The 20,551-nt window shown below is 51.7% G+C and carries 19 protein-coding genes and 1 tRNA gene; 19 read left to right on the forward strand and 1 reads right to left on the reverse strand.

Annotated elements, in window-relative coordinates:
* The first annotated feature begins 6 nt into the window (after positions 1 to 6).
* The 9 genes from flgJ (at position 7) to secF (ending at position 10,081) form a co-directional block, all read left to right on the forward strand.
* Entirely contained in the window at positions 7 to 1,023 is a 1,017-nt protein-coding gene (gene flgJ, locus KO508_RS07585) for a flagellar assembly peptidoglycan hydrolase FlgJ (RefSeq protein WP_216007756.1), read from the forward strand.
* Between the two features lie 2 nt (positions 1,024 to 1,025).
* Complete coding sequence (gene flgK / locus KO508_RS07590; protein WP_216007757.1) at positions 1,026 to 3,071, forward strand: flagellar hook-associated protein FlgK; 2,046 nt, start codon at positions 1,026 to 1,028, stop codon at positions 3,069 to 3,071.
* A gap of 18 nt (positions 3,072 to 3,089) precedes the next feature.
* Positions 3,090 to 4,310: a flagellar hook-associated protein FlgL gene (gene flgL, locus KO508_RS07595; RefSeq protein WP_216007758.1), complete on the forward strand. Its 1,221-nt coding sequence runs from the start codon at positions 3,090 to 3,092 to the stop codon at positions 4,308 to 4,310.
* Between the two features lie 83 nt (positions 4,311 to 4,393).
* Positions 4,394 to 4,480: transfer RNA gene (locus tag KO508_RS07600), tRNA-Leu, on the forward strand.
* Positions 4,481 to 4,521: 41 nt separating this feature from the next.
* On the forward strand, positions 4,522 to 5,634 hold the full coding sequence (queA, locus tag KO508_RS07605; RefSeq protein WP_216007759.1) for a tRNA preQ1(34) S-adenosylmethionine ribosyltransferase-isomerase QueA: 1,113 nt from the start codon (positions 4,522 to 4,524) through the stop codon (positions 5,632 to 5,634).
* A 14-nt stretch (positions 5,635 to 5,648) separates the two neighbouring features.
* Entirely contained in the window at positions 5,649 to 6,770 is a 1,122-nt protein-coding gene (tgt, locus tag KO508_RS07610) for a tRNA guanosine(34) transglycosylase Tgt (protein ID WP_216007848.1), read from the forward strand.
* Between the two features lie 63 nt (positions 6,771 to 6,833).
* The gene (gene yajC, locus KO508_RS07615; protein WP_216007849.1) at positions 6,834 to 7,166 is read left to right on the forward strand and encodes a preprotein translocase subunit YajC; all 333 of its coding nucleotides are present in this window, start codon (positions 6,834 to 6,836) and stop codon (positions 7,164 to 7,166) included.
* 94 nt (positions 7,167 to 7,260) lie between these two features.
* Entirely contained in the window at positions 7,261 to 9,135 is a 1,875-nt protein-coding gene (gene secD, locus KO508_RS07620) for a protein translocase subunit SecD (protein ID WP_216007760.1), read from the forward strand.
* Positions 9,128 to 10,081, forward strand: coding sequence for a protein translocase subunit SecF (gene secF, locus KO508_RS07625; protein WP_216007761.1), 954 nt, complete (start codon positions 9,128 to 9,130; stop codon positions 10,079 to 10,081). The genes secD and secF overlap by 8 nt, the downstream gene beginning before the upstream one ends.
* A 119-nt stretch (positions 10,082 to 10,200) precedes the next feature.
* On the opposite strand, the gene KO508_RS07630 is transcribed toward secF, so the two are convergent.
* Positions 10,201 to 11,001: an inositol monophosphatase family protein gene (locus tag KO508_RS07630; protein ID WP_216007762.1), complete on the reverse strand. Its 801-nt coding sequence runs from the start codon at positions 10,999 to 11,001 to the stop codon at positions 10,201 to 10,203.
* Positions 11,002 to 11,184: 183 nt separating this feature from the next.
* Between KO508_RS07630 and trmJ the strand changes: the two genes are divergently transcribed.
* The 10 genes from trmJ (at position 11,185) to hisS (ending at position 20,534) form a co-directional block, all read left to right on the forward strand.
* Complete coding sequence (gene trmJ / locus KO508_RS07635) at positions 11,185 to 12,048, forward strand: tRNA (cytosine(32)/uridine(32)-2'-O)-methyltransferase TrmJ (RefSeq protein WP_216007763.1); 864 nt, start codon at positions 11,185 to 11,187, stop codon at positions 12,046 to 12,048.
* Positions 12,041 to 12,814, forward strand: a complete 774-nt coding sequence (gene cysE, locus KO508_RS07640; RefSeq protein ID WP_216007764.1) for a serine O-acetyltransferase — start codon at positions 12,041 to 12,043, stop codon at positions 12,812 to 12,814. The genes trmJ and cysE overlap by 8 nt, the downstream gene beginning before the upstream one ends.
* A 77-nt stretch (positions 12,815 to 12,891) precedes the next feature.
* Positions 12,892 to 13,389, forward strand: a complete 498-nt coding sequence (iscR, locus tag KO508_RS07645; RefSeq protein WP_216007765.1) for a Fe-S cluster assembly transcriptional regulator IscR — start codon at positions 12,892 to 12,894, stop codon at positions 13,387 to 13,389.
* Positions 13,390 to 13,407: 18 nt separating this feature from the next.
* A complete protein-coding gene (locus KO508_RS07650) occupies positions 13,408 to 14,556 on the forward strand; it encodes an IscS subfamily cysteine desulfurase (protein ID WP_216007766.1) in 1,149 nt (382 codons plus the stop codon).
* Between the two features lie 82 nt (positions 14,557 to 14,638).
* Positions 14,639 to 15,067 (forward strand): nucleoside-diphosphate kinase, encoded by a 429-nt coding sequence (gene ndk, locus KO508_RS07655; RefSeq protein ID WP_200364107.1) that lies wholly within the window; start codon positions 14,639 to 14,641, stop codon positions 15,065 to 15,067.
* A 60-nt stretch (positions 15,068 to 15,127) separates the two neighbouring features.
* Complete coding sequence (rlmN, locus tag KO508_RS07660; protein WP_216007767.1) at positions 15,128 to 16,240, forward strand: 23S rRNA (adenine(2503)-C(2))-methyltransferase RlmN; 1,113 nt, start codon at positions 15,128 to 15,130, stop codon at positions 16,238 to 16,240.
* Between the two features lie 40 nt (positions 16,241 to 16,280).
* Positions 16,281 to 17,087 carry a type IV pilus biogenesis/stability protein PilW gene (gene pilW, locus KO508_RS07665; protein WP_216007768.1) on the forward strand — a complete coding sequence of 269 codons (807 nt, stop codon included), beginning with the start codon at positions 16,281 to 16,283 and terminating at the stop codon, positions 17,085 to 17,087.
* Entirely contained in the window at positions 17,077 to 18,048 is a 972-nt protein-coding gene (locus KO508_RS07670; protein ID WP_216007769.1) for a RodZ domain-containing protein, read from the forward strand. Before pilW ends, KO508_RS07670 begins: the two co-directional genes overlap by 11 nt.
* Before the next feature lie 36 nt (positions 18,049 to 18,084).
* A complete protein-coding gene (gene ispG / locus KO508_RS07675) occupies positions 18,085 to 19,203 on the forward strand; it encodes a flavodoxin-dependent (E)-4-hydroxy-3-methylbut-2-enyl-diphosphate synthase (protein ID WP_200364116.1) in 1,119 nt (372 codons plus the stop codon).
* A 50-nt stretch (positions 19,204 to 19,253) separates the two neighbouring features.
* Complete coding sequence (gene hisS, locus KO508_RS07680) at positions 19,254 to 20,534, forward strand: histidine--tRNA ligase (RefSeq protein ID WP_252737989.1); 1,281 nt, start codon at positions 19,254 to 19,256, stop codon at positions 20,532 to 20,534.
* The last annotated feature ends 17 nt before the right edge of the window (positions 20,535 to 20,551 follow it).

The following is a 20,551-nucleotide window of genomic DNA, read 5'->3' on the forward strand; positions in this document are numbered from 1 at the left end:
GATGTGATGCAGGACTATCAGCTTCAACAAGCCAGAGTCTACACCGATTTTAGCGGGTTAAATGCGCTGAAACACAGCGCTGGAGATGACAAACAGGCAGCTCTGGAGGAAGTAGCACGCCAGTTTGAGAGTATTTTTCTGTCTGAAATGCTGAAGTCCATGCGTAAAGCCGGAGACGTGTTTGCTGAAGGTAATTATATGAACAGCAATCAATCCGAGATGTATCGCGACATGTTTGATAGCCAACTGAGCCTTACTATGGCAGGCGGGCAGGGCACAGGTCTTGCCGATGCTCTGGTACGTCAATTGGGTAAAAATATTCCGAGCATAGACCAGGACGGTAACCCCTTGGCTTCCCATAAAAAGGCCCTTACGGATTATGAGCGCAGCTTACCGCCTATTTCGCAGCGCTTGCCGGAAAGAGTTGATGAGGTCGTTGAGGTGGTGGCGAATAACACAGTAGCGCCTACGACTGACATTCCTGAGCTACCCGAGCAGTTCGAGTCGCCTGAGCAGTTTGTTAGCGCACTCCTGCCGGTTGCTGAAAAAATCGCTGCAGATACGGGAATCAATCCGAAGCTGATGGTTGCGCAGGCGGCACTGGAGACAGGCTGGGGGCGCCATATGATAAAGGGCGATGCCCGTGAGCCGAGCTATAACCTATTCGGCATTAAAGCCGACAGCCGATGGCAGGGTGATTCGGTCACTATAACCACCACGGAATTCCGTGAGGGGGTACCCATGAAAGAGCGGGCGAATTTTCGGGCTTACCCGGATTACGAGTCCAGCTTTCGGGACTATGTGGCATTTCTGGAATCTAACCCTCGCTATCGGGATGTATTGGCTAGTGCGGATCAACCCGATGTATTTGCCAGAAAACTGCAGGAAGCTGGCTATGCCACCGACCCGCAATATGGAGACAAGATCAACAGAATTATGAATCGTGATTCGCTGATGACACTTTCCATGGGTAGCGGTTCTATGGGCAATAAAGCCACGAATGGCGGGGCAGAGGAGCAATAATTATGGCGGGACTGATTGGTATTGGCCTGACCGGTATCCTTGGCCATCAGAGTGCGTTGAACACGACGGGCAACAATATCACGAACGCTAATACGCCTGGCTACAGCCGTCAGGAGGTGATATTTGAAACCCAGCAGGGACAACGCACAGGTGCCGGTACAATTGGCAAGGGTGTCAGTGTTGTAGATATTCGTCGGCTGGCAAATGAGTTTTTGGTGCAGCAGGTTCGTGAAGACAGCACGCTGACCGGTGAACAGCAAGCGTTAAACTCTGAGCTAAGCCGACTTGACAACTTGCTCGGTGGCGAGACCACCGGCCTAAACAATGCCCTGAATAATTTCTTCGCAAGCCTGCAGAACGCTGCAGAAGATCCAACCTCACTGCCGCAGCGCCAATTAGTATTGAGCGAAGCTCAGCAAGTGGTCAATCGCTTTCAGGCGTTGAGTCAGGAGTTTATCCAGCAGCGGGAATCGGTGAAGACGCAAATGCAGCAAGGCGTTAAGGACGTTAACGCCTTGCTAGACGGTATCGCTGATCTCAATCTGGCGATTTCGGAATCCCCGGGTTTGGCGCAAGGTAGAATGCCCAATGAACTATTGGATCAACGGGATGAAAAATTACGCCAGCTCTCTGAGTTGGTCAATATTCGGGTAACGGATAGCGAGGGGAGTCAGGTAAACGTTTCGCTCTCCAACGGACTTTCTCTTGTAATTGGAAACAACGCCGCGAAGCTCGATTCCCAGCGCAGCGCAGAAGATCCAACACGATTGGAGTTCACTCTTACCAGTGGCGGTCGCACACTCAACATTGACGAGCAAATCACTGGCGGAAAATTAGGTGGCTTGAGGCGGTTTGACAGCGAAGCACTGAAACCTGCTTTTGATGAGTTGGGCCGGATCGCCATAGGGCTCGCGTCCAGCTTAAATCATCAACATGAAATTGGAATGGATCTTGAGGGTGACCTTGGAGGGCTGTTTTTCAATGATGTTAATGCTCTTGCCACCCAAAGAAGCCGCGTTGTAGCCAACGCTAACAATCTGGCGCCAAATAACGGGCAGTTGGCGGTTGAGATTACCGATAGCAGTAAGTTGCCTGCTGGAAGCTGGACCCTGCAGTTCAGCGGCGACGGGCGCAATTTTGAGCTTATAGATACGGCGTCCGGAAACGTGGTTAATCAGGGGCGGTTGCCGGACCCTGTACAGTCTGAAATCACGATGCCCGGCTTTAATATTCGTGTTGAGGGAGGCACCTTCAATGCTGGCGATAAGTACCTAATTCAGCCCAGCCGCAATGCGGCAGAGTCCATTGGCTTGCAAGTGAGCCGGGAAGAGGACTTGGCATTTGCGAGTCCGATACGGGCCACTACCGGCGATCAGAATATTGGAACCGGTCAAATCGATCAGGGCACTATGCTGAACGTGCGCAACCCGTTTACCGGCTCGCTGTTACCGGGTTTTCAGACGGCAGGGGAGTTGGCGAATGGGCCTTTGACCATTACTTTTGCTCCGGACCCCGGCGACCCTACGGCTTTGGTATTTACGGTTACCGGCCCGCCACCAGCCAACACAGTTATTGGCACACCCGATCAGGCTTATGACCCTGAAATAATAAATACTGTGTTTAGTGGAGATCCGGCAGACGGAGACGATTATCAGGGGTTTCAGTTCAAGCTGACAGGTAAGCCTGCAGCCGGAGATACCTTTGAGATTGATTACAACACCAATGGTGTTTCGGACAATCGCAATGCCGAATTATTGGCTGCACTTGGCACCGCCAATACGCTGAACGGTAAGAGTCAGAACTTTACCGAAGGCTACGCCGGCTTGGTAGAAGATATCGGCGTAAAGACCCGCCAGAGTCAGTTTGATTTGGAGGCCGGAAAGACCCTGTTGGAGCAATCGACGGCTCAAAGGGAGTCAGTTTCAGGGGTTAACCTTGATGAAGAAGCGGGCAGGCTTATTCAGTATCAGGCTGCCTATAACGCCTCGGCACAGGTCATTTCGGTAGCCCAGGATTTGTTCAACACGTTGCTGCAGACATTCCGGTAAAAGACGAGGTGATGTGACATGATCAGAATTTCATCACAACAGGTGTTTTCAAACGGTATCAACCGGATGCAGGAGTTGAACAGCAACCTGAATAACACGCAACAACAGATATCCACAGGTAAGCGGGTGAATAAACCCTCTGATGATCCTGTAGCGGCCGCACGCATTTTGAAGCTCGATCAGGAGCTTTCTCGGGTAAAAACCTATGAGCGTAATGCGAATCTTGCGGATAACCGACTCAGTCAGGAAGAGAATGCTCTAACAAGTGCGGTCGATATTATTCAGCGTATCCGTGAGCTTACCGTGCAAGCTGGCAACGGGGCTCTGTCGCCCAATGACCGCCGGTCGATTTCTTCTGAACTGAAGGAGCGTTTAGGGCAGCTTGCGAATATCGGGAATACACGAGATGCTTCCGGAGAGTACATTTTCAGTGGATTTCAGGGGTCAGTTCAGGCATTCCAGAAGAATGCTGCCGGTATGTATGAATACAATGGCGACGAAGGCCAGCGAGTTCTGGAAATTGATGATGGTGTGACGGTACCAATTAGCGATAATGGCAAGGACATTTTTATGAATGTGCCCGCTGCTATCACCGGAGAGTACACCACCAATGCGTCAGGCGGGTTTATTTCTGGCGTAACTCTTGTCAATGAGGCTGCACTCAACGCGGCTTACAGTGGCTCGTTTCCAGATGACATTACGATCACTGTCGATGCCGCCAACAATATCCAGGCGCAAGACAGTTTAGGCAATACGCTTACCGTTACCCCAGCTACCTATGAAAGTGGTGAGCCTTTCGTGGTCGCTGGTATAGAGGCAACTATTTCAGGGATGGCACTGGGCTCGACCGACGTTTTCACGCTGAAAGTCAATGAAAAGCAGTCGGCATTTGGCACTGTCGAAAAACTGATTGCTGGCCTCGAATCGTTGGACAAGGGGACTCCTGAAGGGCGGGCTCAATACGATGATATGGTCGCTCAGTCTCTCGTTAATCTCGACAATGCCCAAGAGAGCTTCATTCTGAAACAGACTGAACTTGGAGGGCGCATGAATGCGGTGGAATCCACTAAGAGCTTCCTTGCAGACTCTTCGGTGTACTCCAATGAAATTCGCTCGCAACTGCAAGATGTAGATTACGCAGAAGCGATTAGCAATCTTAGCTTCCAGAGCTTTGTGCTGCAGGCTGCACAACAGTCTTTCGCGCAGGTTTCTCAACTATCACTATTCGATCGATTGTAATTACAGGGAATTTTTTTAAAAACTAGCGCGATCTGTGTATTGCTTTCACGATCAAGCTAAGTATAATTCCCCCACTCTTCGTTGGCGGCGTGGTGAAATTGGTAGACACGACGGATTCAAAATCCGTTGCTAGAAATAGTGTGGCGGTTCGAGTCCGCCCGCCGCTACCATATCAAAGTCGCATGATGCGGCGTCGTGAACAGCCCAGTCCATGAACGTCTCCGATTTTCATTTTGATCTCCCGGACGAGCTCATCGCCCGTTACCCTCTAAGGGAGCGCAGCGCTTCCCGTCTACTGTGTCTTGACGGCATATCCGGCGATATTGCACACCGTTATTTTACTGACTTACCGGATCTCCTGCAGCCCGGCGACCTCCTTGTATTCAACAATACCCGTGTTATTCCCGCGCGCCTTTTCGGCAAAAAAGAAACCGGCGGCCATGTTGAAGTGTTAGTTGAAAGGGTAACCGGAGAACACCAGCTTGTTGCTCATGTCCGTGCTTCCAAAGCATTGAAGGAAGGGCAGAAGGTCATTCTTGAGGATGGCAGTGCGCTGTGCATGATGGGGCGAAGCGACGCCTTGTTTCATCTCGAAAGTAAGGCCGGTGAGCCGGTTTTGGATCTGCTGGAGCGCATCGGGCACATGCCGTTGCCGCCTTATGTTGATCGCCCTGATGAGTCAGAAGATCGCGAGCGTTACCAAACTGTCTACGCGAAAGAAGCTGGAGCCGTAGCAGCGCCGACCGCCGGCCTGCATTTTGATGAGGCTGTGTTGGAAACCTTGAAGGCGCGAGGTGTCGAAAGCACCTACGTTACTCTGCACGTAGGGGCTGGGACCTTTCAGCCGGTTCGCGTCGACCGATTAGACGAGCATGTGATGCACAGTGAAATAGTGCACGTTCCCGAGGAGGCGGTCGAGGCGGTCAATCGCACCCGCGCCCGGGGTGGGCGTGTGGTTGCCGTGGGAACAACCTCTGTACGATCTCTTGAGTCTGCAAGTCGGGGTGGGCAGTTGAAGGCCTTTCGGGGCGAAACGGACATTTTTATCCACCCTGATTACAAATTCCAAACAGTCGATGCATTGGTGACCAATTTTCACTTGCCTGAGTCCACACTCATTATGCTGGTCAGCGCATTCGCGGGGTATGAGCATGTTATGCATGCTTACCGTGAAGCGGTGCGTGAGAAATACCGGTTTTTCAGTTATGGCGATGCCATGTTTATAACCGCGAACGAGCCTAGTATGGGTATGCTGCTTGGCGAAACGGGCGAGTCTGCATTGCCAGACAGCACGCAAACAACCAACATCGGAGATATACCGTGAGTCAGTCTTGTTTTATGTCCTTTGAAAAGTTGGGCGAAGATGGCCGTGCCCGGCGCGGCAGACTCACTTTTCCCCGGGGTACGGTTGAGACGCCAGCCTTTATGCCTGTAGGCACCTACGGCACGGTAAAGGGAATGCTTCCCCGCGATATCCATGAAATCGGCGCAGAGATTATTCTTGGGAATACATTCCACCTGATGTTGCGCCCGGGTACAGAAGTGATAAAAGCCCACGGCGACCTTCATGATTTTACTCAGTGGAAAGGGCCAATACTTACGGATTCCGGCGGCTTTCAGGTATTCAGCTTGGGCGAAATGCGCAAGATTACCGAAGAGAAGGTAACGTTTCGCTCTCCGGTAGACGGATCGCCCGTGGAGTTATCACCGGAAATTGCAATTCAGGTTCAGCGGGATCTTGGCTCTGACATTGTGATGATTTTTGATGAGTGCACGCCTTATCCTGCAACGGAGAAGCAGGCTAGAGAATCCATGGAGCTTTCTCTGCGCTGGGCTAAGCGGAGTAAAGACGCCCATGGAGACAGCCCTTCGGCACTGTTTGGTATTGTTCAGGGTGGCATGTACGAGTCCCTTCGGGACCGTTCACTGGAAGGTCTTACGGACATCGGATTTGATGGCTACGCTATTGGCGGTCTTTCCGTTGGTGAGCCAAAAGAAGATATGATCCGCATACTCGACCACCTTCCAACCAAAATGCCTGCTGACAAACCCCGGTATCTCATGGGTGTTGGCCGGCCAGAGGATCTCGTGGAAGCGGTGCGGCGTGGCGTGGATATGTTCGATTGCGTGATGCCTACGAGAAATGCACGCAATGGCTACTTGTTCACATCTACCGGGATCGTCAAGATTCGAAACGCTAGACATCGCCACGACACGGCACCTCTGGATCAGCAGTGTGACTGTTACACCTGCAAGAATTTTTCGAGAAGCTACCTATATCATCTTGATAAATGCGGAGAAATGCTGGGCTCGCAACTGAACACCATTCACAATCTGCGGTACTATCAGAACCTGATGGCTGGATTGCGTGGGGCCATTGAAGCAGGTACATTGTCGGGCTTTATAAATGACTTCTATGCTCTGCGCGGCGAGACAGTCCCCGCAATGGGTAATGAGTAACATCTATTGCTTAATCAACGGAGAGTTTTAATGAAATCAGTTAAGTTGTTTTTGATCGGTCTCATGGCGATGATGCCCACACTGGCAATGGCTCAGGCGGCTGGCCAGCCTGGCGGTATGGGTGTTATGGGGCAAGTAATCTTCTTTGCCGGCTTTATTCTGATTTTCTATTTCCTGATCTGGCGCCCCCAGTCCAAGCGTGCTAAAGAGCACAAGTCGCTTATGTCTGGCCTGAATAAAGGTGATGAAGTGGTTACCTCTGGCGGCATTGCCGGAAAGATCACTAAGGTAGCAGACGACTTTATCGTTGTTGAGATTTCCGACAACGTTGAGGTTAAGGTACAGAAAGTGGCTGTTGCCGCTGCGCTGCCCAAAGGTACGCTCAAAGATATCTGAGCAAGGAGTCTCTGGTCGGCCCTGATACCTGCCGACCAGAACCTTTCTGGCTGAAACACCACGGCCAGCTTCCAAGCTGGCTACAAGGGATCCTATGCTGAACAAGTACCCGCTTTGGAAAAACCTTATTATCTTGGTCGCGATCGTGATCGGGTTTATATACGCCTTACCCAACTTATTTCCCGATGACTACGCTGTGCAAATCACCGGCGCCCGTAGCAGCACCGAAGTGAACTCCAATGTGCTTGACAGGGCCATAAAGGCACTGGAATCGGATGGCATTGAGGTTAAAAGTAGCACGCTTGAGGATCGAGATGCGCTTATCCGGTTGACCAGTTCTGATGATCAGTTGCGTGCCCGCCCCGCAGTTCAGGCTGCACTGGGAAGAGATTATCTCGTTGCCCTCAACATGGCGCCTTCAACGCCCTCCTGGCTGAAAAGTATGGGGGCTGGGCCAATGAAGCTCGGCTTGGACCTGCGTGGTGGTGTCCACTTCCTGCTTGAGGTCGATATGGATACCGCTGTTGGTCAAAGACTTGAAGCGGTTTCTGGTCAGATTAAACGCGAACTTCGAGAGGAGCGTATCCGCTACCGAGGTGGGGACGTACAAGGTACTCGTGACATTGTCTTGAGTTTTCGCGATGAAGCGACTCGCACTGAGGCATTTGATCTGATCAAGCGTCAATATAATGAGTTTTTGCTAGACCAAAGAACCGATGGTGATGAGTTGCAGATAGCGCTTACCCTGTCCGAAGCCGAGGTGAGCGCTATTCGTAAGTATGCTCTTGAGCAGAACCTGACCACCATCCGTAACCGGGTGAACGAGCTTGGTGTAGCAGAGCCTTTGGTCCAACAACAGGGTTCCAACCGAATTATTGTTGAGCTTCCGGGTGTTCAAGATACAGCTCAAGCCAAGCGAGTTTTGGGCGCGACAGCAAATTTGGAGTTTCGCATGGAGGCTCGGCAAGACGCAGCTTCTAGCGAGACTGAACAATTCAGTTTCCGGGACGAGCGCCAGCGTACGGCTCGCCTAGAGCGTGATGTGATTGCTACTGGTAATAACGTTGCAAATGCGCAGCAGGCTTTTGATGAAAATGGTCAGCCGCAGGTGAGTATTACCATGGATTCTGTGGGTGGCGACCTTATGAATCGTGCTACTCGCAACGCTATCGGTCGGCGTATGGCGGTTCTGTTTATCGAATTCCGCACGGAAACCGAAACCAAAATGGTAAATGGTGAGCCCGTCGAATCTGAGAAGCGGGTTGTAGAAAAAGGGATTATCAGTCTGGCGACTGTTCAGTCTGCGCTAGGCAGCAGTTTCCGTATCACGGGGCTGGATTCCATTCCCGAGGCCGCGGAGCTGGCGCTTCTCCTGCGAGCAGGTGCTCTTGCAGCGCCCATGTACTTCGTGCAGGAGCGCACCATCGGGCCAAGCCTAGGACAGAAAAATATCGACGCTGGCATGATGTCTGTCGGGCTCGGGTTTATTCTCGTTCTACTTTACATGCTGGTTTACTATCGCGGGTTTGGCGTTGTGGCGAATATCGCGCTCACCGTAAACTTGATGTTGTTGATTGCTTGTATGTCTATTCTCTCTGCCACACTTACGCTTCCAGGTATCGCCGGTATCGTGTTGACCGTAGGTATGGCTGTGGACGCCAACGTGTTGATATTTGAGCGAATAAAGGAGGAGCTCAAGTCCGGTATATCGCCACAATTGGCTATTAATTCCGGCTATTCCCGCGCTTTCGTGTCTATTTTTGATGCCAACATCACTACGTTGCTGGTTGCTGTTATTCTCTTTGCGATGGGCTCTGGCCCGGTAAAAGGGTTTGCGGTGACGCTGTGCATCGGGATTTTGACGTCCATGTTCTCAGGGCTGATGGTTAGCCGGAGCATCGTTAACATGGTATACGGCGGCCGCAGGGTCGAGAAATTGTCGATCGGAGGAAAGCTCGCCAATGTCTGATGATCAAAAGCAAGCATTTGATTTTATGGGTTTCCGGAAGATCGCTTCCGCGATCTCCATTATCTTGGTAGTTGCGTCCATCGCGCTGTTGGGAATGCGAGGCCTAAACTTCGGTATGGACTTTACCGGCGGCACCTCGGTTGAGCTGGAGTATGCTCAAGCGCCGCAGTTGGATGAGGTTCGTTCCACACTCACAGAAGCTGGATATGATCAATTTGTCGTGCAGAATTTTGGCGCCGATACAATTGTTTTGGTGCGCCTGTCGGAATCCGGCAATGACCAGTTGGCGCCTGAGATTGTGGATACGCTTTCCGCGACCGGTAACGAGCTGAAGCTGATAAGCTCGGAGTTTGTTGGGTCTCAAGTGGGTGATGAGCTCAAAGAGGATAGTGGGCTGGCGCTTTTACTGGCGCTTGTCGTTGTACTCATCTACGTGGGTATGCGCTTTCAGTTCAAGTTTGGAATTGCGTCGGTAGTGCCTCTGGCTCACGACGTTATTATCGTCCTAGGCGTCTTTGCGCTGTTCCAATGGACTTTCGACCTAACGGTTCTCGCGGCGTTGCTGGCTATTATTGGTTACTCACTCAACGATACGATCGTAGTGGCGGACCGTATTCGGGAGAATTTTCGGAAGATGCGGGTCGGGGAGTCCTGGGATATTATCAATGAATCCATTCACCAAACCATTGCTCGGACTATAAATACATCCGGTACCACTTTGGTGGTTCTGTTGGCTCTGTATTTTCTCGGTGGCGAAGCGATTAATAAATTCGCTCTTGCGTTGATAATCGGTGTTGTAGTGGGTACCTACTCATCTATCTATGTCTCCGCGAATCTGTTGATGGTTATGGGTGTGTCCCGTGAGGATCTCATGGTTCCTGCCAAAGAAGGTGTCGAGGGTTCCGAAGAGGAAGAGCAGCCACCCGAATGGCTCAATCGCATGTAGTTATGTTGCGTCTGGACTGATGTTGAAGTCCAGACACAAAAAAACCGCCACTGGTTTACTCAGTTGGCGGTTTTTTTGTGTCTGGTATCGGCCTGTGACTGTTAACGCGAATACTCAGTTCAGCTGGGCATGCGGCCGCGGAAGGGGTGTAGAGCTTTCAGAACTTCACGGAACAACTTCGGGTTGGCGACCACAAGTTGACGTGCTTTGTCTGTTGATGGGTTGCCTGAAAAGTCCGCACTCAGTGCACCTGATTCCATGGCCAGAACTACGCCCAAGTCCAAATCCACTGCGTCTGGACGGAAAATAACCGCTGCATCCAGAAGGCCGGCTGAAACTCGCGCAATATCCAGTACCACGCAGCCAGACGTGCGGAACATGGCTGAGTTTTGCGCCAGCACCGCGGCCATCTCACCCCAAAGAAGCGGGTTGTCGCTTTGGCGGGCCTGATCAAGCAGGTTGGTTGCAAAGGCCGCCTTTTCAGCATGCTTAACGTCTGAAACTCTTACTCTGCGACTGTTGAGCGCAGCGCCGCGACCACGGCTGGCAGAGTATTCTTCGCCGGTAACCGGGTTTACGATCAATAGATTCTCAGTACGGTTGTTCTTCTTCTGCGCCAAAGCCAGAGCGAACTCGGGAATGCCTCGCAGGAAGTTTTCGCGACCCAAAACTGGGAAAATATGCCAGCTTCGTTCGGCTGTACCGGCATCTGATTCGTTCAGAGGCGCGATGGTATGATCTTTGTAGGCCTTTTCGAGTTGCTCTACAAAGTTGTCATAAATGGATTGCTCGACCCGGTCCAACTGGCGGCGACGTTCGTCGTCATCCTTACCGATGGGCTCCTGGCGCTCGAAGTGGGCTTTCAGGTAATCCGACCCCTGACGCGCGACGCGCAGGGCCATTTTGATAGCTGGTTGCATCTGAGTGTTCGTTATCCGGGTGTGTGAAGGCCGGGTATGATAGCAAAAGATCACCCTCCTTGTATGTTTTTTGGCTTAGGAAAAGCACGGATTACACCTAGTCAGGGAATATCCGGGGCGCAGAAAGAGCGAGCTTTCTGGTATCATGCACGCCCTTAAATTTTAACTTTGGGCCAGCCGCCAATGCATAAGCCATCTCCGCCTCTGGAAGGGCCGGACGCGTTTCAGGATAAAATCCGGATTGTCCTTGTCGAGACCTCTCATTCGGGGAATATCGGGGCCGTTGCCCGAGCAATGAAAAATATGGGGCTGGCCAATTTATGGCTGGTTAACCCGAACTCTTTTCCGGACGAAGCATCCTACGCCCGTGCGGCCGGAGCTTCCGACATACTCGACAGGGCACAGGTAGTGCCCACTTTGGATAAGGCTCTGGAAGATTGCGTGATGGTTATGGGAACCAGTGCCAGAGGGCGAAAGATACCTTGGCCGGTTATGCCTCCGCCGGAAGCTGCTGCCATTGCTGCAGAGAATAGTCAGCGTGGTTGCGTCGCTTTGGTTTTTGGGCGGGAAAATCATGGGTTGAGCAATGATGAACTGCATCTTTGCCATTACCATATCCATATTCCCTCAAACCCGGATTATAGTTCCTTGAACCTCTCTATGGCGGTTCAAATCATGTGTTATGAGTTGCGGATGTTGTATTTGCGCAGCCTTGAAGAAGCTGAGGGTAGCCCTTACTTAAAGTCGATGGAGTCTCCTGCCGATGCAGGCTGGGATGTTCCTCTTGCTAAAGTGGGCGATGTTGAGGGCTTTTTTACCCACCTTGAACAAACCCTGCATGATGTGGATTTTCACCGCCGCGATAATCCAAGGCAGTTAATGTCCAGACTGCGCAGACTGTTCCAGCGGGCAAAACTTGATCAGATGGAAATCAATATTCTCCGGGGCATTCTGAGCGCGGTGCAAAAAGCTGCAGGCGTTTCCGGAAACACTAAATCAACACAGGCCGGTAAAGCGTCTACCGGACAGGAAAGTGGCCATGTTTAGGCATTTGCGTGAAGATATAAAAAGCGTTTTTCATCGGGATCCTGCCGCCAGAAATACCTTTGAGGTGCTCACCAACTATCCGGGCCTGCATGCCTTGTTGATTCACCGGTTCTCCCACTGGCTGTGGAATGCTGGGCTGAAGTGGTTGGCACGCACTATTTCCACGCTGGCTAGATGGTTCACGGGCATAGAGATTCACCCGGGTGCGACAATCGGGCGACGGTTCTTCATCGATCATGGGATGGGCGTGGTAATAGGTGAAACCACGGTTATAGGTGATGACGTAACCCTGTATCAGGGCGTTACTCTCGGCGGAACTAGCTGGAATAAGGGCAAGCGCCACCCGACGATTGGTGACGGAGTGGTAGTTGGTGCAGGAGCGAAAATATTGGGGCCTTTTGAGGTGGGAGCGGGAGCCAAGATTGGTTCTAATTCCGTTGTTACCAAAAGTGTTCCCGAAGGCGCGACGGTTGTGGGCATTCCGGGCAGGGTCATCGTAAGGCAGAAATCCGAAGATGACGCACGTCGCAAAATCATGGAAGAGCGTATGGGCTTTGACGCCTATGGCGTAACCGAAGAAATGCCGGACCCAATGGCTCGCTCAATGCGGGCCTTGCTAGACCATATGCATGCCGTGGATGATCGCATCGAAATTATGTGCAAAGCCCTGCGCAAAGTGAACAGTGAGTACCAGAATGGAGAGTTGCCCGTTCTGGACGAAGACGATTTTGATTGTGTGCGTGATGAGAAAGAAGGGCAGGGCTGAATACTTGACTGAATTACTTGGTCAATTCATACTCAGGCTCCTATATTGAGATTCAATCCCATCACGGGGCTGATGCCATGAAGTTGACTACAAAAGGCCGCTACGCTGTTACAGCTATGTTGGACCTTGCTCTCCACGGAGGGCAGGGGCCGGTAACGCTAGCGGATATTTCGGCCCGTCAGGAAATTTCGCTTTCCTATCTGGAGCAACTCTTCTCACGCCTTCGACGCCAGCAGTTGGTGGCAAGTATTCGTGGGCCGGGCGGTGGTTACCGTTTGAGTCGTGGAGCGGCCGATATCTACATTGCGGATGTAGTTGATGCAGTTAGTGAGTCACTCGACACCACAAGATGTGGTAATAAAGGCGATTGTCAGAATGGCGAAAAATGCCTGACTCACCACTTGTGGTCTGATCTTAGCGACCAGATTCATCAGTTTCTCAGCGGGATTAGTCTCGGAGACTTGATGGAAAGACACGAAATCCGCCAAGTAGCGGACAGACAGAATCGCCGTCAGGTCGATGGAGATTCCGACACGATTAACACCGAGCGTCTGATAGATCAGGCGCCCGCCTGAATCAAGTCCCTGTAATTTATGAAAAAGCCCGTATACCTCGATTACGCGGCAACGACGCCCGTTGATCCCGCTGTCGCAGAAGAAATGATTAAATACCTCACACCGGATGGTGTTTTTGGTAATCCAGCTTCGCGTTCACATGGCTTTGGCTGGCAAGCGGAAGCTGCCGTTGAGGCAGCTAGAGGTCAAGTAGCAAGCCTCATCCACGCAGATCCGCGTGAAATTGTTTGGACCTCCGGCGCAACCGAATCGGATAATCTTGCGATCAAAGGTGCGGTTATCGGTCGCGAAAAAGCGCACGTTGTCACGTCAGCAATCGAGCACAAAGCGGTTGTTGATACCTGTCAATGGCTTGAAACACGTGGTGTTGAGGTTACCTGGCTGGAGCCGGGGAGCGATGGCGTGGTATTGCCAGAGCAAGTATTCGAAGCCCTCAGGCCGGAAACCGTGCTGGTTAGCCTGATGCTTGTAAACAATGAGCTGGGGTCTGTGAACGATATAGCCGCTATTGGTAAAGAGTTGCGCGATCGCGGTGTTCTGTTCCATGTAGATGCAGCTCAGGCTGCCGGCAAGCTTCCTGTGGATGTTACGGAGTTGTCGGTAGATCTAATGGCACTTTCCGGTCATAAAGTATACGGCCCCAAGGGTGTGGGGGCGCTTTATGTAAGGCGTTCTCCGGATGTGCGCATAGAAGCGCAAATTCACGGCGGAGGCCATGAGCGTGGTATGCGATCTGGCACCTTACCAACGCATCAAATAGTGGGAATGGGTAAAGCCTTTGCTATCGCACAGAACAACCTTGACGATGAAGCCCGCCTGTTGGAAAGCCTGCGCGCGTTGTTCTTGCAGGGGTTGAGCGGGCTCTCGGGAGTGACGCTCAATGGATCTGAAGCCTCTCGTGTTCCCGGTATTGTTAACCTGTCCTTTGATGGTGTGGATGCGGAATCTCTCATGCTGGGCTTGCGAAACTTGGCGGTATCATCCGGCTCCGCCTGTGCTTCAGCAACTATTGAGCCCTCTTATGTGCTTCGAGGGATTGGGTTGAGCGATGAGCAGGCCCATAGGGCACTGCGATTTTCTGTCGGTCGCTACACAACACCCGACGAAATCGCTTTTGCTAGCGCGCAAATTGTTGATGTTGTTACCCGCCTTCGCGCAGTGCGGTAGGCAGTGGGCCTTTGACTGCGTATAATCGCAGGCCTGAAATTTACCTGAATCTCATTAACCCCAACCCTACTGGAGAAATACCATGGCTAACGAACGTACGCTTTCCATCATCAAGCCCGATGCAGTTGCAAAAAATGTAATCGGTGAGATTTACAGCCGTTTCGAGAAGGCTGGTCTGAGCATTGTGGCATCGCGCATGATGCACCTTACTCAAGAACAGGCTGAAGGCTTCTATGCAGAGCACAAAGAGCGTCCGTTCTTTAACGATCTGGTTGCATTTATGACATCTGGCCCGGTTGTTGTTCAGGTTTTGGAAGGCGAAGGCGCTATTCTTAAAAACCGTGACTTGATGGGTGCTACCAACCCGAAAGAAGCTGATGCTGGCACCATTCGCGCCGATTTCGCTACATCAATCGATGCTAACGCGGTACATGGCTCTGACTCTGCCGAGTCTGCAGAGCGTGAAATCGCCTATTTCTTCAATGACAACGAAATCTGCCCGCGCGGTTGATTTTGTTGGTCGGGGCTGCCAAAGGCAGCCCCGCATTGGTTATCTGATCGAGGTTATAAAATGACAGCGGCCGCTGAAAAAACCAACCTTTTGGGAATGCCGAGAGACAAGCTTGAGGCTTTCTTTGAAACCTTGGGGGAAAAACGCTTTCGGGCTACTCAGTTGCTGCAATGGATGCACCAGCGGGGTGTGGATGACTTCGATCAAATGACCAATGTGAGTAAATCTCTGCGGGATAAGCTCAAGCAAGTCGCCGTGATCCGTGGCCCGGAAGTTGTTTACGATGAAACGTCAAAAGACGGTACCCGCAAGTGGGTCATGCGTATGGACAACGGCAACAGTGTTGAAACCGTGCTTATTCCAGACGGTGAGCGGGGCACTTTGTGTGTGTCATCGCAAATTGGCTGTACCCTTGATTGTACGTTTTGTTCCACAGGTAAGCGCGGTTTTAACCGCAATCTGACTGCTGCAGAAATCATTGGACAGGTATGGGTTGCACGTAAAGCATTCATGCCGTTTGAGCCAGGCCCGGATAGGCCAATTACCAACGTTGTGATGATGGGGATGGGTGAGCCCCTAATGAACTTTGACAACGTGGTAGATGCCATGAATCTGATGATGGAAGATCTCGCATACGGCATCTCCAAACGGCGGGTAACACTCAGTACTTCCGGCGTTGTTCCGGGCATTGATCGTCTTGCGGAAGTTACGGATGTTTCACTGGCCATTTCGCTACATGCGCCCAATGATGAGCTACGAAACAAGCTGGTACCGCTCAACAAAAAATACCCGATCGCAGAGCTACTGGCGGCTACAAAACGTTATTTCAGTCGTCTTCCCGAGAAACGTAAAGCGACGATAGAATACACGGTTATCGAGGGAATGAACGATAAGCCGGAGCACGCTCACGAGCTGGCGGGTTTATTGCGTGATCTTCCATGCAAGATCAATCTCATTCCCTTCAACCCGTTCCCCGAGAGCGACTTCCGCCGACCGAGCATGAATGCGACCCGGCGCTTTCAGGCTGTTCTTAACGAAGCGGGTTATGTCGCTACAATCAGAACAACCCGTGGTGATGATATAGATGCAGCTTGCGGCCAACTGGTGGGGCAGGTGGAAGATCGAACCCGCAGAAGCCAGCGGTACATTAATGTTCAACAGGTGAACACCTGAACGGGCACCTGCCACGTTTAACCAGCGAGGAACGCAATCAGTGATTATAAGATCGGTACATGAACGCTTTGCTGTCTTGACAGTCTTGCTGGTCGCTCTTTTGGTCACTGGGTGTGTTACCACAACAGATAGCCGTTTCTCACGCGAGGCGGATCGCCAAAAAGCGGTTGAAAACTACGTTCAGCTCGCTTCTGCGTATATTGGTCAGGGTAATATTGAGCGCGCGCGACACCATCTAGACAGGGCGCTGGAGCTTGAGCCTGACAGCCCCCAAGCGCTCGCAACTTTAGGGTTGATTTACAATAGCGATGGTGAACCCGAGCTTGCCGAAAAGAACTTTAAAAGAGCGATCTCCGAAGACTCCGAATACACTCGTGCGCGGGTGTATTATGGTGCGTTTCTTTACGCTCAAGGTCGGCTGGAGGAGTCGCGTGACCAGTTTAGTGCGGCTTCCAAAGATACAGACTATAAAGATCGGGGTTCCATTTTCTACAATCTAGGTATGACGCAGGAGCGCCTCGGGCAACAGAAAGAAGCAATTGCTTCCTACCGTCGAGCTTCGGAATTGACCCGTGGCGATCCACGTTCCTTGCTCTCGCTCTCCAGAGTGATGGTTGAGTCAGGCGATTTAACGGGTGCTGCGCGTTATTACGAGCGCCTGCTAGTAATCATGCAGCGTAATCCGAAATTGAAGCACTCGCCCGAGAGCCTCTTCACAGGTATTCGTATTGCACGGCACTTAGGGGACAGGAATCAGGAAGCCAGCCTGAGGCTGCAACTGAAAAACAATTACCCGGAGTCAGTAGAGTACCAACAATACAAGGCGCTGATTTCTAATGACAAGTGATGACAATCAACACAGTCCAGAGAATGAATCCGTTGGCAAGCAGCTGAAGAAGGCAAGGGAAAGGCAGGGTTTGAGCGTTTCCCAAATTGCTGAAGCACAGCATTTACGAAACGGCGTCATTCAAGCAATCGAAAGCGGCGACTACAAGCAAATAGATAGTGAGCTCTTTCTCAAGGGCTATGTCCGTACTTATGCCAAACAGGTGGGGCTCAACGCCGATTCTATCATTGCAGACCTCAACATTGAGTTGGAACCTGCACGCCTTCAAAAAGCACGGGACTTGGAAGCCAATCCGCTGGTTAATATTGAACGCCGCAGACGCCGAAAGCGTAGAATTGCTAAGTTGTTGTTGCTGATCCTAGTAGTCGCGATTATCGCTGCCGTAGTTGTCAGAGTGGTTTTGCCGAAGCTCAACTCTGAAGATGTGGCTGAGGAACTGTCTGCGATGTCAGGCCCAGCACCCGAAGTAAAAGCGCCGGAGCCTATCCTGGAACCCGAGCAAAACGCCAGCGTATCTGAAGCTACCGTCGATTCCAGTGTTGATCCTGCACCTGAACTTGACCCTGTGGTTGATGTCACTGCCGATGAACAACCAGTGTCGGATTCTGAACCTGCACAACCCGAAGTCGAAGTAGGCGAGCAGGTGCCCGTTGTAGCTGAAGCCATTGAACCTGTTTTGGCGCAGCCGCCTGTAAGTGAACCCGCAGGCCCGGCATCAGGAGTGTTGGAAATTGAGTTTACCGGGGATTGTTGGATTCAGGTGCGCGATGCAAGCGGAAATCGCCTTGCAAGTTCGCTGCAAAGGGCAGGAGACAAACTTCAGGTTTCAGGCGAAGCCCCGCTAAAAGTGGTCATCGGTGCCGTTGATACGGTCGCTACCATTAGCTTTCAAGGCGAACCTGTGGACATAGGTGTTTTTCCCGTGGTGAACAACCGCTCCGAGTTCACGCTGACAATCTGATTACTTTTTGCACTCACCTATTTCGGTCGTAAGCACATGAAACACGAATCCCCGATCAAGAGACGCAAATCCCGCCAAATCATGGTCGGAAACGTACCTGTTGGTGGCGATGCGCCAATTGCGGTCCAGAGCATGACCAACACCAACACCTGTGATGTTGATGCAACGGTGGGCCAGATCACTGCTTTGCAAGATGCGGGTGCCGATATTGTCCGGGTATCTGTACCTTCCATGGAGGCCGCCGACGCCTTCGGGAAGATTAGAGAGCGGGTGTCCTTGCCGTTGGTTGCAGACATTCACTTCGATCATAAAATAGCGTTACGAGTCGCGGAGCTTGGGGTTGACTGCCTACGTATCAACCCCGGCAATATTGGCCGCGAAGACCGCGTAAGTGCCGTGATCAGCGCCTGTCGCGACGGTAATATACCTATGAGAATAGGGGTAAACGCCGGTTCTCTTGAAAAAGAGCTGCAGCGAAAATATGGCGAACCCACAGCGGATGCGCTGGTTGAATCAGCGATGCGCCACATCGATATTCTTGACCGGCATGACTTTCAGAACTTTAAAGTTAGCCTGAAAGCGTCCGAAGTGTTCATGACAGTGGACGCCTACCGCAAAATTGCGACGCAAATTGATCAGCCCTTGCATCTTGGCATCACCGAAGCCGGGGGGCTCCGATCAGGCACAGTTAAGTCATCTATCGGCCTTGGTATGCTTTTGATGGATGGCATCGGCGACACCATTCGAGTGTCTCTGGCAGCGGATCCGGTTCAAGAAATCAAAGTGGGCTTCGATATCCTCAAAAGTCTACGTTTGCGTAGTCGAGGCATTAACTTTATTGCCTGCCCGAGCTGCTCTCGTCAGAACTTCGATGTTATTCAGACCATGAACGATCTTGAAGTGCGTTTGGAAGATGTCAACGAATCGCTGGACGTCGCGATCATCGGCTGCATTGTGAATGGTCCTGGTGAAGCGAAAGTAGCTGATATAGGCCTAACCGGGGGGAGCCCTAAAAACCTGTTTTACAGGGGCGGCAAGCCAAATCAAAAACTTGATAATGCTAACCTGACGGATGATCTTGAGCGGTTAATACGTGAAGAGATTGCCCGTAAAAAAGAGCAGGAAGAGTCCATTATCGCGCGCTCAGACAAGTGATCGGTTAACTCCGTTAGGCACGACTATCCAGAAAGCAAAAAGGGTTTACATTGGCTAAGATTCAGGCAATACGTGGGATGAACGACATCCTGCCAGAGCAAACACCGGTCTGGCAGTTTGTTGAGTCCACTGCGCGCAAAGTGTTGCGGCAATATGGTTATCAAGAAATTCGAATGCCGGTTGTAGAGCAGACCGATCTGTTTAAGCGCTCCATAGGTGAAGTAACAGACATCGTTGAAAAAGAGATGTATACCTTTGAGGACCGCAACGGTGACAGCTTAACACTACGGCCCGAGGGCACTGCCGGATGCGTTCGTGCGGCTGAAGAGCACGGCTTATTATTCAACCAGACTCGCAGGTTGTGGTATGCCGGGCCCATGTTCCGGCACGAGCGTCCGCAAAAAGGGCGGTATCGACAGTTCCATCAAATTGGCGTTGAGTGCTTTGGTATTCAGGGCCCGGATATTGATGCGGAACTACTGATTCTTACCGCTAGACTTTGGCAAGAGTTAGGGCTTGGCAATCATGCTCGCCTAGAGATTAACTCTATTGGTTCATCGGCTGCGCGCAAAGAGTTTCGCAGTGCTTTAGTGGATTATTTGAGCCATTTCAAAGCGGAGCTTGATGAAGACAGCCGGAGGCGGTTGGAGACCAATCCGCTCCGTATTCTGGATACCAAGGATCCCGGGACTCGCAAGTTGTTAGCAGATGCGCCGCGTCTGGAAGACTATCTTGATGACGAATCGCGGGACCATTTTGCTCGGTTGAAAGACCTGTTGGATGCGGCAGGCATTGTCTATACCGTCAACCCGGCCCTTGTGCGTGGTCTCGATTACTATGGCAAGACGGTTTTTGAATGGGTAACTGACAGCCTTGGCGCTCAGGGCACTATTTGTGCAGGTGGTCGTTACGATGGTTTGGTAGAGCAACTTGGTGGGAAGCCGACGACGGCTGTTGGTTTTGCCATGGGGCTTGAGCGCCTTATTCTGTTGCTGGATACCTTAGGGTTGGTGCCTGAAGAAGCTAACGGCAATGCCGATGTTTATGTGACGGCTATGGGTGACACGGCAGTAGCACCCGCGTTGGCACTTGCCGAAAACTTGCGTAACCAGCTTCAAGGGCGAATCGTTGTCTGCCATTGTGGTGGTGGCAGTTTCAAAAGCCAGATGAAAAAGGCGGACAAAAGTGGTGCCCGTTACGCAGTCATTCTTGGCGATCAGGAATTAGAGAACGCAACAGTAGGCCTTAAACCGCTGCGTTCAGATGAAGAACAGACCAGTGTGCCTCAGGCTGACCTAGCAACTGTGCTTGTGAAAGCTCTGGCGAACTGATTCGCACAACTATAAAA

Origin of the sequence: Marinobacter salexigens, from assembly GCF_018860765.1 — a bacterium.
Lineage (GTDB): Bacteria > Pseudomonadota > Gammaproteobacteria > Pseudomonadales > Oleiphilaceae > Marinobacter > Marinobacter salexigens_A.

Bases quoted from the DNA above. Each gene is read 5' to 3' on its own strand.
- secF (WP_216007761.1), top strand. From the start codon at position 9,128: ATGTCTGATGATCAAAAGCAAGCATTTGATTTTATGGGTTTCCGGAAG.
- flgL (WP_216007758.1), top strand. From the start codon at position 3,090: ATGATCAGAATTTCATCACAACAGGTGTTTTCAAACGGTATCAACCGG.
- tgt (WP_216007848.1), top strand. From the start codon at position 5,649: ATGTCCTTTGAAAAGTTGGGCGAAGATGGCCGTGCCCGGCGCGGCAGA.
- KO508_RS07630 (WP_216007762.1), bottom strand. From the start codon at position 11,001: ATGCAACCAGCTATCAAAATGGCCCTGCGCGTCGCGCGTCAGGGGTCG.
- flgJ (WP_216007756.1), top strand. From the start codon at position 7: ATGCAGGACTATCAGCTTCAACAAGCCAGAGTCTACACCGATTTTAGC.
- yajC (WP_216007849.1), top strand. From the start codon at position 6,834: ATGGCGATGATGCCCACACTGGCAATGGCTCAGGCGGCTGGCCAGCCT.
- trmJ (WP_216007763.1), top strand. From the start codon at position 11,185: ATGCATAAGCCATCTCCGCCTCTGGAAGGGCCGGACGCGTTTCAGGAT.
- iscR (WP_216007765.1), top strand. From the start codon at position 12,892: ATGAAGTTGACTACAAAAGGCCGCTACGCTGTTACAGCTATGTTGGAC.
- rlmN (WP_216007767.1), top strand. From the start codon at position 15,128: ATGACAGCGGCCGCTGAAAAAACCAACCTTTTGGGAATGCCGAGAGAC.
- ndk (WP_200364107.1), top strand. From the start codon at position 14,639: ATGGCTAACGAACGTACGCTTTCCATCATCAAGCCCGATGCAGTTGCA.
- KO508_RS07650 (WP_216007766.1), top strand. From the start codon at position 13,408: ATGAAAAAGCCCGTATACCTCGATTACGCGGCAACGACGCCCGTTGAT.
- secD (WP_216007760.1), top strand. From the start codon at position 7,261: ATGCTGAACAAGTACCCGCTTTGGAAAAACCTTATTATCTTGGTCGCG.
- cysE (WP_216007764.1), top strand. From the start codon at position 12,041: ATGTTTAGGCATTTGCGTGAAGATATAAAAAGCGTTTTTCATCGGGAT.
- ispG (WP_200364116.1), top strand. From the start codon at position 18,085: ATGAAACACGAATCCCCGATCAAGAGACGCAAATCCCGCCAAATCATG.
- flgK (WP_216007757.1), top strand. From the start codon at position 1,026: ATGGCGGGACTGATTGGTATTGGCCTGACCGGTATCCTTGGCCATCAG.
- queA (WP_216007759.1), top strand. From the start codon at position 4,522: ATGAACGTCTCCGATTTTCATTTTGATCTCCCGGACGAGCTCATCGCC.
- KO508_RS07670 (WP_216007769.1), top strand. From the start codon at position 17,077: ATGACAAGTGATGACAATCAACACAGTCCAGAGAATGAATCCGTTGGC.